This is a genomic window from Burkholderia sp. AU19243, assembly GCF_018148075.1.
Classification (GTDB): Bacteria; Pseudomonadota; Gammaproteobacteria; order Burkholderiales; family Burkholderiaceae; genus Burkholderia; species Burkholderia latens_A.
The window spans coordinates 54,066-68,253 of record NZ_JAGSTV010000018.1 but is presented as its reverse complement, the minus strand read 5'-3'; the positions used below and the strand labels follow the sequence as shown (position 1 = coordinate 68,253).

General features: G+C 65.8%; 14 protein-coding genes. 8 read left to right on the top strand and 6 right to left on the bottom strand.

Annotation, left to right across the window (positions count from 1 at the left end; all coding sequences use genetic code 11):
* Positions 1-32 precede the first annotated feature (32 nt).
* Complete coding sequence (locus KDW55_RS25810) at positions 33-1,583, top strand: SulP family inorganic anion transporter (protein ID WP_040144682.1); 1,551 nt, start codon at positions 33-35, stop codon at positions 1,581-1,583.
* Between the two features lie 79 nt (positions 1,584-1,662).
* Here the strand turns inward: KDW55_RS25810 and KDW55_RS25805 are convergent, their stop codons facing one another.
* From KDW55_RS25805 to KDW55_RS25780, 6 genes are all read right to left on the bottom strand, one after another.
* Positions 1,663-3,207 (bottom strand): 2-isopropylmalate synthase, encoded by a 1,545-nt coding sequence (locus KDW55_RS25805; protein ID WP_212161586.1) that lies wholly within the window; start codon positions 3,205-3,207, stop codon positions 1,663-1,665.
* A 311-nt stretch (positions 3,208-3,518) separates the two neighbouring features.
* A complete protein-coding gene (pssA, locus tag KDW55_RS25800; RefSeq protein ID WP_040144684.1) occupies positions 3,519-4,391 on the bottom strand; it encodes a CDP-diacylglycerol--serine O-phosphatidyltransferase in 873 nt (290 codons plus the stop codon).
* 16 nt (positions 4,392-4,407) lie between these two features.
* Positions 4,408-5,052 carry a phosphatidylserine decarboxylase gene (locus KDW55_RS25795; RefSeq protein ID WP_006491035.1) on the bottom strand — a complete coding sequence of 215 codons (645 nt, stop codon included), beginning with the start codon at positions 5,050-5,052 and terminating at the stop codon, positions 4,408-4,410.
* A gap of 139 nt (positions 5,053-5,191) precedes the next feature.
* Complete coding sequence (gene ilvC / locus KDW55_RS25790) at positions 5,192-6,208, bottom strand: ketol-acid reductoisomerase (protein ID WP_040144685.1); 1,017 nt, start codon at positions 6,206-6,208, stop codon at positions 5,192-5,194.
* Positions 6,209-6,311: 103 nt separating this feature from the next.
* On the bottom strand, positions 6,312-6,803 hold the full coding sequence (ilvN, locus tag KDW55_RS25785; RefSeq protein WP_034207977.1) for an acetolactate synthase small subunit: 492 nt from the start codon (positions 6,801-6,803) through the stop codon (positions 6,312-6,314).
* Positions 6,804-6,914: 111 nt separating this feature from the next.
* Positions 6,915-8,678, bottom strand: coding sequence for an acetolactate synthase 3 catalytic subunit (locus tag KDW55_RS25780; RefSeq protein ID WP_040144686.1), 1,764 nt, complete (start codon positions 8,676-8,678; stop codon positions 6,915-6,917).
* A 351-nt stretch (positions 8,679-9,029) separates the two neighbouring features.
* Between KDW55_RS25780 and KDW55_RS25775 the strand changes: the two genes are divergently transcribed.
* The 7 genes from KDW55_RS25775 to KDW55_RS25745 all read left to right on the top strand — a co-directional run bounded on the left by KDW55_RS25775 (position 9,030) and on the right by KDW55_RS25745 (position 14,121).
* Positions 9,030-9,593, top strand: a complete 564-nt coding sequence (locus KDW55_RS25775; protein WP_069241585.1) for an RNA polymerase sigma factor — start codon at positions 9,030-9,032, stop codon at positions 9,591-9,593.
* Complete coding sequence (locus KDW55_RS25770; RefSeq protein ID WP_040144688.1) at positions 9,590-10,018, top strand: DUF3619 family protein; 429 nt, start codon at positions 9,590-9,592, stop codon at positions 10,016-10,018. Before KDW55_RS25775 ends, KDW55_RS25770 begins: the two co-directional genes overlap by 4 nt.
* A gap of 26 nt (positions 10,019-10,044) precedes the next feature.
* Positions 10,045-10,806 carry a DUF3106 domain-containing protein gene (locus tag KDW55_RS25765; protein WP_040144689.1) on the top strand — a complete coding sequence of 254 codons (762 nt, stop codon included), beginning with the start codon at positions 10,045-10,047 and terminating at the stop codon, positions 10,804-10,806.
* Between the two features lie 15 nt (positions 10,807-10,821).
* Positions 10,822-11,325: an RDD family protein gene (locus KDW55_RS25760; RefSeq protein ID WP_040145004.1), complete on the top strand. Its 504-nt coding sequence runs from the start codon at positions 10,822-10,824 to the stop codon at positions 11,323-11,325.
* A 264-nt stretch (positions 11,326-11,589) separates the two neighbouring features.
* On the top strand, positions 11,590-12,525 hold the full coding sequence (locus KDW55_RS25755) for a UDP-2,3-diacylglucosamine diphosphatase (protein ID WP_040144690.1): 936 nt from the start codon (positions 11,590-11,592) through the stop codon (positions 12,523-12,525).
* Between the two features lie 28 nt (positions 12,526-12,553).
* Entirely contained in the window at positions 12,554-13,588 is a 1,035-nt protein-coding gene (locus KDW55_RS25750) for a glycosyltransferase family 1 protein (protein ID WP_040144691.1), read from the top strand.
* On the top strand, positions 13,585-14,121 hold the full coding sequence (locus KDW55_RS25745) for a diacylglycerol kinase (protein ID WP_040144692.1): 537 nt from the start codon (positions 13,585-13,587) through the stop codon (positions 14,119-14,121). Before KDW55_RS25750 ends, KDW55_RS25745 begins: the two co-directional genes overlap by 4 nt.
* Positions 14,122-14,188: the final 67 nt, after the last annotated feature.

Here is a 14,188-nt window from a genome sequence, read left to right as displayed (position 1 = left end):
CCGCCCCCAACGCCCGTGAAATCGCCCCAACCATGAAACTGAACGAGCATCTGTCCACCCTGCCGCGCGACATCGTCGCCGGCATCGTCGTTTTCCTCGTCGCGCTTCCGCTATGTCTCGGCATCGCGAATGCGTCCGGCGTCGAACCGTTTGCCGGGCTCGTGTCGGGCATCGTCGGCGGCATCGTCGTCGCGCTGCTGAGCGGCTCGTCGCTGTCGGTCAGCGGCCCGGCCGCCGGCCTCGTCGTGATCGTCGTCGAAGGAATCGCGCAACTCGGCAGCTTTTCCGCGTTCCTGCTCGCGGTGCTGCTGTCCGGCGTGCTGCAATTCGGCTTCGGCATGCTGCGCGCCGGCCGATTCGCCGCGTATGTGCCGTCGCCGGTCATCAAAGGCATGCTAGCCGCGATCGGCCTGCTGCTGATCGTGAAGCAGATTCCGTTCGCGTTCGGTATCGGCGGCCCGGCCGCGCAATCGTTTGCTTCGTGGCCGCACCTGCCGGCCGCATGGGCCGCCACGGCGATCGCGCTGGCATCGCTGGCGCTGCTGATCGCATGGGACACGCCGGCATTCAAGCGCTTCGCGTGGGTGCGCGCAGTCCCCGCGCCGCTCGCGGTCGTCGTGCTCGGCATCGGCGCGACCCTCGTGCTCGGCGCGATCGCACCGGCGGCCGCGCCGGGCGCCGCGCATCGTGTCACGCTTCCCGAATTCGACTCGTTCGCGGCGCTCGCTGCATCGCTCAAGCACGCGGAGCTCGGCCCGAACTTCGCGCAACTGGCCAATCCGGACGTTTGGCGCGTCGCGATCACGCTTGCGGTGGTCGCGAGCCTCGAGACGCTGCTGTGCCTCGAAGCGGTCGAACAGATCGATCCGAAGCGGCGGCCGACGCAACCCGATCGGGAGCTGAAGGCACAGGGCGTCGGCAATCTTGTCGCCGGCGCCGTCGGCGGCCTGCCGATCACGTCGGTGATCGTTCGCAGTTCAGCCAATGTGAACGCCGGCGCGCAAAGCCGGATGTCGGCAATCGTCCACGGCATCCTTCTGCTTGCGAGCGTGTTCGCGCTCACCGGGCTGATCAATCTGATCCCGCTCGCGAGCCTTGCCGCGATCCTGATCCATACCGGCCTGAAGCTCGCGAAGCCGGCGCTGTTCCGCTCGGTAATGAAGCAAGGCCCGGCCGCGTTCGCGCCGTTCGCGGCCACGATCGCGGGCGTGCTCACGGTCGACCTGCTGTTCGGCATCGCAATGGGTCTCGCATGCAGCGTGCTCGCGGTCGCCGTTGCCAACCTGAAGAGCCCGGTCACGCTCGCGCAGCACGACGACCACTTCCTGCTGTCGTTCCGCAAGGACGTGTCGTTCCTCGGCAAGGTGCAGGTCAAGCATCATCTGCGCCACATTCCGGACCGCGCGGCCGTGATCATCGACGCGACGCGCGCCGACTACATCGATCACGACGTGCTCGAGCTGCTCGACGCGTTCATCGCCGATGCGCCGCGGCGCGGGATCGTGGTCGAGTTCCGCCGGCGCAACCCGGCGGCGAGCCCGGCCGCGCGCCGCTGGTCGTTCCGCACGCCGGCCGCCGAATGATCGATGCATGAAAAACGCCCCGGGCGGCGCAAGGCCGCACGGGGCGTTTCAGGTGTTGCACGCGCTCGACGCGCGGCGCTTATGCGCGCTGCGGGTTGAGCTTGTCGTCCTTCGAGTGCAGCTTGTTCAGCGCGGCGATATACGCCTTCGCGGACGCCGCGACGATGTCCGGATCGGTGCCGACGCCGTTGACGATCCGGCCGCTCTTCGACAGCCGCACCGTCACCTCGCCCTGCGCCTGCGTACCGGTCGTGATCGCGTTCACCGAATACAGCAGCAGTTCGGAACCACTCCCGACTTCGCTCTCGATCGCATTCAGCGTCGCATCGACCGGGCCGTTGCCCCGCGCCTCGCCCGTCACCTCCTTGCCATCGACCGCGAACACGACCTTCGCCTGCGGTTGCTCGCCGGTTTCGGAGCGCTGCGACAGCGACACGAACTTGAAGTGCTCCTGCTCCTGCGCGAGCGCGGATTCTTCGGAGACGATCGCGATGATGTCTTCATCGAAAATCTCGGCCTTGCGGTCGGCCAGGTCCTTGAAGCGCATGAACGCGGCGTTCAGTTCGGCTTCGCTGTCGAGCGACACGCCGAGCTCCTGCAGGCGCTGCTTGAATGCGTTGCGACCCGACAGCTTGCCGAGCACGATCTTGTTCGCGGCCCAGCCCACGTCTTCCGCGCGCATGATCTCGTAAGTGTCGCGGGCCTTCAGCACGCCGTCCTGGTGGATACCCGACGCGTGCGCGAACGCGTTCGCGCCGACCACGGCCTTGTTCGGCTGCACGACGAAACCGGTGATCTGCGACACCAGCTTCGACGTCGGCACGATCTGCGTCGTGTCGATGCCGACGTCGAGGCCGAAGTAGTCCTTGCGCGTCTTCACCGCCATCACGATCTCCTCGAGCGACGTGTTGCCCGCGCGCTCGCCGAGCCCGTTGATCGTGCACTCGACCTGCCGCGCGCCGCCGATCTTCACGCCGGCGAGCGAGTTCGCGACGGCCATCCCGAGGTCGTTGTGGCAGTGCACGGAGAAGATCGCCTTGTCCGAGTTCGGAATGCGTTCGCGCAGCGTCTTCACGAGATGGCCGTACAGCTCCGGCACGCCATAGCCGACCGTGTCGGCAATGTTGATCGTCGTCGCGCCTTCGTCGATCACGGCTTCCAGCACGCGGCACAGGAAGTCGAGGTCCGAACGGCTGCCGTCTTCCGGCGAGAATTCGACGTTGTCGGTGAACTTGCGCGCAAAGCGCACCGCGAGCCGTGCCTGCTCGAACACCTGGTCGGGCGTCATTCGCAGCTTCTTCTCCATGTGCAGCGGCGACGTCGCGATAAACGTGTGGATCCGCGAGCTGTTGGCTGGCTTCAGCGCGTCGGCCGCACGCTGGATGTCCTTGTCGTTCGCGCGCGCCAGCGAGCAGACCGTGCTGTCCTTCACGAGACCGGCGATCGTGTGGATCGCGTCGAAGTCGCCGTTCGAGCTGGCCGCGAAGCCGGCCTCGATTACGTCGACCTTCATCCGCTCGAGATGCTTCGCGATGCGGATTTTCTCTTCCTTCGTCATCGACGCGCCGGGCGATTGTTCACCGTCACGCAACGTCGTATCGAAAATGATCAGCTTGTCTGTCATGGGGGGCTCCAGGGCTCTTTATACGGGAATCAAACGTAATGAGATCGCGCCACCGCTGGCGACGCTCAACAACAGACGAGGCTTGACGGAGGGCGAGAACGATCAGCGCGGCAGGCGCGCCGAAGCTAGCGCGCGTAGCGGCGCACCGGCTAGAAGGAGGGAGAGGCGGGGAAATGCAGTCATGCCAAAGACTATAGCGACATTCCGCCGGGGGCGCAATCGGACGACGCCCGGGGGGACGGGCCGCGGATGCGAAAAGGGGGCAAATGAAAACGGCGGCCCGAAGCCGCCGTTTCCGCGCAGGTTGCGCGTCAATGATCGCGCTGCGACGAGCGCGCGGGATTCGCCCGCCCCCGCATGGCCTGGTAGGCCCAGAACACGTAGCCGGACAGCCCGTACAGAACGAACAGGCAGAACAGCATCAGCGGCGGATCGGACGACACGAGCACGAACGCGACGACGACCAGCAGGATTGCCGCGAACGGCACACGGTGCCGCACGTCGAGCGCCTTGCCGCTATAGAACGGCGCATTGGACACCATCGTCACGCCCGCGTAGATCGTCAGCGCAAACGCGACCCACGGCAGCCAGCCGAGCTTCATCGGCACGCGGTTGTCGGTCGCGAGCCATACGAAGCCGGCGATCAACGCGGCAGCGGCCGGACTCGGCAGCCCCTGGAAGAAGCGCTTGTCGACCACGCCAATGTTCGTGTTGAAGCGCGCGAGCCGGAGCGCGGCGCCCGAGCAGTAGACGAACGCCGCGAGCCAGCCCCAGCGGCCGAGATCCTTCAGCACCCATTCGTACATGACGAGCGCGGGCGCGACGCCGAACGACACCATGTCCGACAGGCTGTCGAACTGTTCGCCGAACGCGCTTTGCGTGTGGGTCATCCGCGCGACGCGCCCGTCCATTCCGTCGAGCACCATCGCGACGAAAATCGCGATCGCGGCGATCTCGAAGCGCACGTTCATCGCCTGCACGACCGCGAAGAAGCCGCAGAACAGCGCGGCGGTCGTGAACGCGTTCGGCAGCAGGTAGATGCCGCGCGTCTTCAGGAACCGCTGGCGCGCGGCACGGCGGCTTTCGCTCGGCACCGGATCGGCTGCCAGCACCTTGTTGCGGCGGAATGGGCGCGGCGTCTGGCTGGTGCCGTTGCGCGGCCGGCGCGGTTTGAATGCGGCCATCGTGCGTCCCCGCCGCTTACTGTTCGAGCTCGGCGAGGATCGTCGACGACGCGTAGACCTTCTCGCCGATCGACACCTTCGCGCGGCTGCCGAGCGGCAGATACACGTCGACGCGCGAACCGAAGCGGATGAAACCGTAACGCTGGCCGCGCGACAGCGGCTCGCCGGCGCGCACGTAGCAGAGGATCCGGCGTGCGATCAGGCCGGCGATCTGCACGGACGTAACGGTCTTGCCGCTTGCGGTCTGGATCACGACCGCGTTGCGCTCGTTCTCGGTCGACGCCTTGTCGATCGCCGCGTTCAGGAACGCGCCCGGGAAGTATTCGACCTTGGAGATCGCGCCGTCGACCGGCGAACGCTGCGAGTGCACGTTGAAGACGTTCATGAACACGCTGATCTTCAGCGCTTCGCGGTTCGCGTACGGATCCTGCGCGGTCTCGACCGCGACGATGCGGCCGTCCGCCGGGCACAGCACCGCGTTCGGCTGCGCCGGGATCGGGCGCTGCGGATCGCGGAAGAACTGGACGACGAAGACGAGCAGCAGCCAGAACGGCCACGCAAAGCCGAAGCCCCCGACGGCGTGGATCAACAACGCGATGACGGCTGCAATCGCGATGAACGGCCAGCCTTCGCGCGCGATGATCGGATGAGGATAGTTCATGGGTTCGTTCGGTGTTCGGTGAATTGCAAAGCCCGTAGGATAGCAAAAGCCGCCCGGGGCACTGCTGCCTTCGGACGGCTTTTTGATACCGACCCTCCACTCGAAGGGCCGGAACAGCACGTTTTGCTTCTGTCGGTGCTTAGTTCTTCGTCTGGTCGACGAGCTTGTTCTTCGCGATCCACGGCATCATCGCGCGCAGCTTTGCACCGACCTGCTCGATCTGGTGCTCGGCCGTCAGGCGACGGCGCGACTGCAGCGTCGGCGCGCCTGCCTTGTTCTCGAGAATGAAGCTCTTCGCGTACTCGCCCGTCTGGATGTCGGTCAGGCACTGCTTCATCGCCTTCTTCGTCTCTTCCGTGACGATGCGCGGGCCCGTCACGTACTCGCCGTACTCGGCGTTGTTCGAGATCGAGTAGTTCATGTTCGCGATGCCGCCTTCGTAGATCAGGTCGACGATCAGCTTCAGCTCGTGCAGGCACTCGAAGTACGCCATTTCCGGCGCGTAGCCGGCCTCGACCAGCGTTTCGAAGCCAGCCTTGATCAGCTCGACGGTGCCGCCGCACAGCACGGCCTGCTCGCCGAACAGGTCGGTTTCGGTCTCTTCGCGGAAGTTCGTCTCGATGATGCCGGCACGGCCGCCGCCGTTCGCTGCTGCGTACGACAGCGCGATGTCGCGTGCCGCGCCCGACTTGTTCTGCGCAACCGCGATCAGGTGCGGCACGCCGCCGCCTTGCGAGTACGTGCCGCGCACGGTGTGGCCCGGCGCCTTCGGCGCGATCATGATCACGTCGAGGTCGGCGCGCGGGATCACCGCACCGTAGTGGACGTTGAAGCCGTGTGCGAACGCGAGCGCCGCGCCCTGCTTGATGTTCGCGTGCACTTCCTTCGCGTAGACGTCGGCGATCTGCTCGTCCGGCAGCAGCATCATGACGACGTCTGCGTTCTTCACCGCTTCCGCGACTTCCTTGACCGACAGGCCTGCGTTCTCGGCCTTGCTCCACGACGCGCCGCCCTTGCGAAGGCCGACCGTCACGTTCACGCCGCTGTCCTTCAGGTTCAGTGCGTGTGCATGGCCTTGCGAGCCATAACCGATGATCGTGACTTGCTTGCCCTTGATGAGGGAGAGGTCGGCGTCTTTGTCGTAGAAAACGTTCATGATGGTTCCTTCGCTAATTCAAAAATTCAACAATTCGTTCGGATGGGGTACTGCGGGCCGGGACATGACGGCGCACCCGGCGTGCCTTGTTGCAATATCGGCATCACACCTTCAGGATGCGCTCGCCGCGTCCGATGCCGGAGCTGCCGGTCCGCACGGTCTCGAGGATCGCGGTGGCGTCCAGCCCCTGGATGAATGCGTCGAGCTTGTCGCTCGCGCCCGTCAATTCGATCGTGTAGGTCTTTTCGGTCACGTCGATGATGCGGCCGCGGAAAATGTCCGACATCCGCTTCATTTCTTCGCGCTCCTTGCCCACTGCACGTACCTTGATCAGCATCAGCTCGCGTTCGATGTGTGCACCGTCGGTCAGGTCCACCACTTTCACCACCTCGATCAGGCGGTTCAGATGCTTCGTGATCTGTTCGATCACGTCGTCCGAGCCAATGGAAACGATGGTCAGCCGCGACAGCGATTGGTCTTCGGTCGGCGCCACCGTCAAGGTTTCGATGTTGTAGCCGCGTGCGGAAAACAGACCGACCACGCGCGACAGCGCGCCCGGTTCGTTCTCCAGCAGGACGGAAATGATGTGTCTCATGTTCGCTTCTTCCAGAATGTGTCCGTGTCGATTCACTCGCGCCGCGCGCCGCCCGATGCCACACCGCCCTTCGTGAAGGCGGCCGCTCGGGCCCGGGCGCGCGTCGCGCCGTTACAGATCTTCCGATCCGAGCAGCATCTCGGTGATGCCCTTGCCGGCCTGTACCATCGGCCAGACGTTTTCGGTCGGATCGGTCTGGAAGTCGAGAAACACGGTGCGGTCCTTCAGGCGCAGCGCTTCCTTGAGCGCCGGCTCCACATCCGAAGTCTTTTCGATCCGCATGCCGACATGGCCGTAAGCTTCGGCGAGCTTCACGAAGTCCGGCAGCGCATCCATGTACGAATGCGAATAGCGCTTGCTGTATTCGATCTGCTGCCACTGGCGAACCATGCCGAGATAGCGGTTGTTCAGCGAAATGATCTTCACGGGCGTGTCGTACTGCAGGCAGGTCGACAGCTCCTGGATGCACATCTGGATCGAGCCTTCGCCCGTGATGCACAGCACGTCGTCGTCCGGGTGCGCCATCTTGACGCCCATCGCTGCCGGCAGGCCGAAGCCCATCGTGCCGAGGCCGCCGGAGTTGATCCAGCGACGCGGCTTGTTGAAACGGTAGAACTGCGCGGCCCACATCTGGTGCTGGCCGACGTCCGAGCACACGAACGCGTTGCCGTCCGTCAGCTCCCAGGCTTTCTCGACCACGTATTGCGGCTTGATGATCTCGCTTTCGCGGTCGAACTTCAGGCAGTCCTTCGCGCGCCAGCTTTCGATGTCCTTCCACCATTGCGCGAGTGCCTCGGTGTCGGGGCCATGCTCGGCCGTCTGCAGCTGCTCGATCAGCTCCTTCAGCACTTCCTTCACGTCGCCGACGATCGGGATGTCGACCTTTACGCGCTTCGAAATCGACGACGGGTCGATGTCGATGTGGATGATCTTGCGCGGCCGCGACGCAAAGTGCGCCGGATCGCCGATCACGCGGTCGTCGAAGCGGGCGCCGATGGCGATCAGCACGTCGCAGTGCTGCATCGCCATGTTCGCTTCGTAGGTGCCGTGCATGCCAAGCATGCCGAGGAATTTCTTGTCCGACGCGCGATAGCCGCCGAGGCCCATCAGCGTGTTCGTGACCGGGTAGCCGAGCAGATCCGCGAACTGGTTCAGCTCGCGCGACGCGTCGGCAAGGATGATGCCGCCGCCCGTGTAGATGTACGGACGCTTCGCCGACAGCAGCAGCGACACGGCCTTGCGGATCTGGCCCGAATGGCCTTTCGTGACCGGGTTATACGAACGCAGCGATACGCTCTTGACCGGCTCGTACTGGCACGGCGTCTTGGAGATGTCCTTCGGGATGTCGATCAGGACCGGGCCGGGACGGCCGGTGCGGGCGATGTAAAACGCCTTCTTGACGGTTTCCGCAAGGTCGCGCACGTCCTTCACGAGGAAGTTGTGCTTCACGCACGGACGCGTGATGCCGACCGTGTCGCACTCCTGGAACGCGTCCTGGCCGATCGCGGCAGTCGGCACCTGGCCGCTGATCACGACCATCGGGATCGAATCCATGTACGCCGTCGCGATGCCGGTCACCGCGTTGGTGACGCCGGGGCCGGACGTCACGAGACAGACGCCGACGTTACCGGTGGAACGCGCATACGCGTCGGCTGCGTGCACGGCCGCCTGCTCGTGGCGCACCAGCACGTGCTGAATCTTGTCCTGCTTGTAAAGCTCGTCGTAGATGTAGAGTACCGAGCCGCCGGGGTAACCCCAGATGAATTCGACGTTCTCGTCGGCCAGTGCCTTCATGAGCACGGTGGCGCCGATGGAGTCGCTATCGGGAGGGGAAAGGGGTTCCGACGTGGAGAATTCCGCGCTGGGCATGTTCATTTTGACCTTTCGAATTTTCGGCAAAAAATTGATCGGGTGCTCTCTGCCGGGCTTGTGGCTCGGGTTCAAGCGGCGCGTCCAGTTGAAGGGCGGGCTTCTTGGGCCAGCCTCAAATGAGACTATCACTTCATGTTGCGAATCGCTGACAATAGCGGCTCGAGATTGGGCCGTCAAGCAAAATATCCCGCAGCGCATCATGGCCGGCGCGCGGCGGCCCGCGCACGCGGCTCGTGAGCAACGTGGCGCGCCGCAACCGATGCCAACTCACGCGAAAATTTGTTAGCATCCGCGGGTTTTACGAAATTTTTCGACCTTTCACACGCCGCAGTCCGCAGCGCATACCTTTACGGAATGGCATCAGACAAGGAACTCGCCGACTTTCTGGCGGGCGTCGAAAGGCGCGCGTTCAAGCAGGCCGCGTACGCCGTGCGGGACGACGATGCGTCGCTCGACATCGTGCAGGACGCGATGATCAAGCTGGCGGAGAAATACGGCGACCGGCCGGCGGCCGAGCTGCCGCTGCTGTTTCAGCGGATCCTGCAGAATGCGATCCACGACTGGTTCCGCCGGCAGAAGGTCCGCAACACCTGGGTCACCCTCTTCTCGTCGCTGAACAATACGGACGACGAAGACTTCGATCCACTGGAAACGCTCGAATCGGCGGGCGACAATGCAGGAGTCGAGAGCACCGAGCACCGCCTCGAGCGGGAACAGGTTCTGGCCCTGATCGACGAGGAAATCCAGAAACTTCCGACGCGTCAACGGGAAGCGTTCCTGATGCGTTATTGGGAAGATATGGATGTCGCCGAGACGGCCGCCGCCATGGGGTGCTCCGAAGGCAGCGTCAAAACGCACTGCTCGCGAGCCACCCACGCGCTGGCGCAAGCGCTCAAGGCCAAAGGAATCACGCTATGAGCTCCGCTCCCGTAAATCGAGAACACGAATTCGCGCTGAAGGTGCGCCGCGCGCTGGACGAACGTGCCGCGGCGCTGCCTGCCGCGACCACCGACCGCCTGGCCGCCGCGCGCCGGGCCGCGCTCGCGCGCAAGAAGCCGGAAGCCGCGAGCGCGCCGGTATTCGTACCGGCCTTCGCGGGCGGGGCCGGCACGTACGGCGCGCCGGCGCCCGCAAACCGCCCGCGGGCATCGTTCGCGCGCCGCCTGCTGCGCGCGTGGCCGCTCGCGCTGCTGCTCGCGGGGCTCGTCGGCATCGCGTACTGGGAAGACATGCAGCGCACCGCCGAGCTCGCGGACATCGACGCCGCGATGCTGAGCGACGACCTGCCGCTCAACGCGTATCTCGACCACGGGTTCAACGCGTATCTTTCGCACGCACGCTAACAGACAATAACGAGGGGATCGCACGGGTGAGTCAGAAACGCGGCCTGGCCGTATTTTTCGGATGCGTGATCGCGATCGCCGTTTCGTACGTCGCCACCTATTCCCGATTCAACCCGCCTCCCGCGGCTTCCACCGCGGCCAGCAGCGCACCCGCGCCGACCTCGGCCGCGGCCGGCCTGAGCACCGAACTTCCCCCGCTGCCCCTGCCGCTGCCGGCCGCCAACGGCCCGCTGTCATGGGCGCGCCTGACGCCCGCGCAGCGTGCGGCGCTCGCGCCGTTCGCCGACCAATGGGACGGCTTCAGCGACGCGCGCAAGCGCAAATGGCTGAAGATCGCGTCGCGTTTCGCGAAGTTGACGCCCGACGCGCAGAAACATCTGCAGGATCGGATGTCCGAATGGGTGCGGATGACGCCCGAGCAACGCCGCGTCGCGCGCGAGAACTACCAGAGCGCGAAGGAACTGTCCGCGCAGGCGCGCGAGCGCGCGTGGAAGGCCTATCAGCAATTGCCCGAAGAACAGAAGCAACGGCTGGCCGCGACCGAGCGCCGCCGCCGGCCAAGCGTCGTCAGCGCGCCACCGGCCGTCGCCGACCGCGATGTGCGCCGGCTCGTCAATGCGCACGACCATCCGGCGAGCAATGCGGCGGTCGCACCGGCGCCCGCATCGGCCGGCGCCGGTGCGCCGCCCGCTGCGTCGGCGACGTCCGGCACCGGGCCCGCGACCGCGCCGGCCACCGTCACGCCGGTGTCGCCGGCGGACGCGCCTTCGCTGTTCAAGGGTTCCTGAGCAGCCGTGACGAACGTGCCTGCGCCATCCGCCCCGCCCGCCGGCGCCACGCCGTCCGTGCGCCGGCGCCTCGCGGCAATGCTGTACGAAGCCGTGCTGCTGTTCGGCGTGGTGTTCTTCGCCGGGCTCGCATTCGGCCTCGTGACCCAGCAGCGCAACGGCCTCGTCCATCACAACCTGCTCGCCGCATGGATCGCGCTCGTCGTCGGCGCGTATTTCGTGTGGTTCTGGACCCACGGCGGCCAGACGCTGCCAATGAAGACCTGGCGGCTGCGGCTCGAATCGTCGAGCGGGCGGCCGCTGAACGCGGCTCAAGCACTCGTCCGGTATGCGCTCGGCTGGCTGTGGTTCCTGCCGCCGCTCGCGCTGCATCCGCTCCTCGGGCTGCCGGTGCCCGTCACGCTCGCGATTGCCGCCGCATGGATCGCCGCGTGGGCGGGCGCCGCGTGCCTGCATGCCGACCGCCAGTTCCCGCACGACCGCCTCGCCCGCACCCGCATCGTCGCACTTCCGCGCTGACGCGCCGCGCGATCCGCGACGGCACCCGCGCCGCCCTCGGCTCCACGACGCATTGATCTGACGAAATTCGTCGCGGATACCCGCCGACCGCCCCGGTCGGCTTGCGGGATGCCGGTCCAACGGTCGGTTCGGCAGATAACTCAACGCTGCCGCATTCACTGCTAAACACGCCGGGACGACAGTAATAAGAACGTCTCGTGACTGTCACGGCATGGTCACGCCCGCATGGCGCAATGCGTGCATGTCAACCGGCGCGAGTCATGCATGGGCCAGAAAACGTCCGCGACCTCCCTGTTCCGTCAACCGCTCGGCGCCCGAGCCGTCAACGCGTTCCTGTCCGGCTCTGCCGCAACCGATGCGCTGTCGCCGCACGAGCCGACGCCGACGCACGCGACACATGACGAGCCCGAATCGTCGGCCCACCGGTACCGCACGATCTGGCTGTCCGACATCCACCTCGGCTCGAGCGGCTGCCAGGCGACGTATCTGCTCGACTTCCTGCGCCACAACGATTCGGAATACCTGTACCTCGTCGGCGACATCATCGACGGCTGGCAGCTGAAGAAAGGCTGGTACTGGCCGCAGGCGCACAACGACGTCGTGCAGAAGATCCTGCGCAAGGCGCGCAAGGGTACGCAGGTCGTCTACATCCCGGGCAACCACGACGAAGGCGCGCGGCAGTTCTGCGACCTCGCGTTCGGCGACATCCAGGTGCGCGGCGAGGCGTTTCACACGACGCTCGCGGGCAAACGTTTGTGGATCGTGCACGGCGACCTGTTCGACGGCGTGATCCAGCACGCGAAATGGCTCGCCTATCTCGGCGACACGCTGTACACGCTGATCCTTGTGCTGAACCGCTGGTTCAACCGGATCCGCAGCCGGCTCGGCTTCCAGTACTGGTCGCTGTCGCAGTACCTGAAGCACCAGGTCAAGAACGCGGTCAACTTCATCTCGCAGTTCGAGACCGTGATGACGGACGAAGCGCGCCGCCGCGGCTGCGACGGTGTCGTGTGCGGCCACATCCACAAGGCCGAGATTCGCGACATCGACGGCGTGCTGTACTGCAACGACGGCGACTGGGTCGAAAGCCTGTCCGCGCTCGTCGAAACGATGGAAGGCGAACTGAAGATCGTCTACTGGACGGTGATGCGCACCGCACCGTCGGAGACCACGTCGCGCAAGGCCAAGGCCACTGCCTGACACAACCCTACTTACAGGACATGCCGCGATGAAGATCATGATCGTCACCGACGCGTGGGAACCGCAGGTCAACGGCGTCGTGCGCACGCTGAAGAGCACGTCGCGCGAACTCACGGCGCTCGGCCACCGCGTCGAACTGCTGACGCCGCTGGAATTCCGCACGGTGCCCTGCCCGACCTACCCCGAGATTCGCCTGTCGATCCTGCCGTACCGGAAACTGCGTGCACGGATCGATGCGTTCGCCCCCGACGCGCTGCACATCGCAACCGAAGGCCCGCTCGGTCTCGCCGCCCGCCGCTATGCGCGCGCGCGCAAGCTGCCGTTCACGACTGCCTATCACACGCGCTTTCCGGAATACGTGCAGGCGCGCTTCGGGATCCCGCTGGCGGCGACCTACAAGTTCCTGCACTGGTTCCATGCACCGTCGCTCGCGGTGATGGCGCCGACGCCGGTCGTCAAGCAGGACCTCGAGAAGTTCGGCTTCACGAACGTCGTGCTGTGGACGCGCGGCGTCGATCTCGACATCTTCCGGCCGATGGACTCGAAGGTGCTGAATACCGCGCGGCCGATCTTCCTGTACGTGGGCCGCGTCGCGATCGAAAAGAACGTCGAGGCGTTCCTGCGTCTGGACCTGCCGGGCTCGAAGTGGGTCGCGGGCGAAGGCCCGGCGCTCGCCGAGCTGAAGTCGCGCTATCCGGAAGCGAACTATCTGGGCGTGCTGTCCCAAGCCGAGCTCGCGAAGGTGTATGCTGCGGCCGACGTGTTCGTGTTCCCGAGTCGCACCGACACGTTCGGCCTCGTGCTGCTGGAGGCGCTCGCATGCGGCACGCCGGTTGCGGCCTACCCGGTCACGGGTCCGATCGACGTGCTGAGCGGGGGCAATGCCGGCGCGATGCACGAAGACCTGCAGGAAGCCTGCCTCGAGGCGCTGAAGATCGAACGCGAGACCGCGCGCGCCTGGGCAGAACGCTTCTCGTGGCGCGCGGCGTCCGAGCAGTTCGCCTCCCACCTGAAGCCGCTGCCGAAGACTGCGTACTCGCCCGCCGAAGGTGCACCCGTTTGAAACGAGACCTGAACGACCGCAATCCATCCCCTGCCGCGACGGCGCAACCGCATCGCCCGTTCGACGAGGAAGAGCCGCACGCCGATGCGGACCTGCACGCGCACGAACCGCTCGGCCCGGACGACCGTCTGGCGCCGCTGCCGGCGAATCCGTACAAGCGCCACCGCGGCATCACGCGCGCGTGGTACGCGCTCAAGCATTCGCTGAACGGCTTTCGCGTCGCGATCCGCGAGGAAAGCGCGTTCCGCCAGGAACTCACGCTCGCCGCGCTGATGCTGCCGATCGGCGCGTTCTCGCCGGTGCCTGCCGTCTCGCGCGCGCTGCTGATCGGCTCGGTGCTGCTGGTGCTGATCGTCGAGTTGCTCAATTCGAGCGTCGAGGCCGCGATCGACCGCATCTCGCTCGAGCGCCATGAGCTTTCGAAGCGCGCGAAGGACCTCGGCAGCGCGGCAGTCACGGTCGCGCTGTTCGCATGCGTGACGACGTGGGGGTTCGTGCTCGGTCCGGTCGTCGCTCGCTGGCTCGGGTTCTAGCCGCATTCACGGAGCCGCCGCGACGCGCGCATGCGGCGGTGCAGCACGCGGGCGCATGCATTGCGCA

Coding starts and splice junctions, on each gene's coding strand:
- KDW55_RS25810 (WP_040144682.1), top strand. CDS start 33: ATGAAACTGAACGAGCATCTGTCCACCCTGCCGCGCGACATCGTCGCC.
- KDW55_RS25805 (WP_212161586.1), bottom strand. CDS start 3,207: ATGACAGACAAGCTGATCATTTTCGATACGACGTTGCGTGACGGTGAA.
- pssA (WP_040144684.1), bottom strand. CDS start 4,391: ATGGCCGCATTCAAACCGCGCCGGCCGCGCAACGGCACCAGCCAGACG.
- KDW55_RS25795 (WP_006491035.1), bottom strand. CDS start 5,052: ATGAACTATCCTCATCCGATCATCGCGCGCGAAGGCTGGCCGTTCATC.
- ilvC (WP_040144685.1), bottom strand. CDS start 6,208: ATGAACGTTTTCTACGACAAAGACGCCGACCTCTCCCTCATCAAGGGC.
- ilvN (WP_034207977.1), bottom strand. CDS start 6,803: ATGAGACACATCATTTCCGTCCTGCTGGAGAACGAACCGGGCGCGCTG.
- KDW55_RS25780 (WP_040144686.1), bottom strand. CDS start 8,678: ATGAACATGCCCAGCGCGGAATTCTCCACGTCGGAACCCCTTTCCCCT.
- KDW55_RS25775 (WP_069241585.1), top strand. CDS start 9,030: ATGGCATCAGACAAGGAACTCGCCGACTTTCTGGCGGGCGTCGAAAGG.
- KDW55_RS25770 (WP_040144688.1), top strand. CDS start 9,590: ATGAGCTCCGCTCCCGTAAATCGAGAACACGAATTCGCGCTGAAGGTG.
- KDW55_RS25755 (WP_040144690.1), top strand. CDS start 11,590: ATGGGCCAGAAAACGTCCGCGACCTCCCTGTTCCGTCAACCGCTCGGC.
- KDW55_RS25750 (WP_040144691.1), top strand. CDS start 12,554: ATGAAGATCATGATCGTCACCGACGCGTGGGAACCGCAGGTCAACGGC.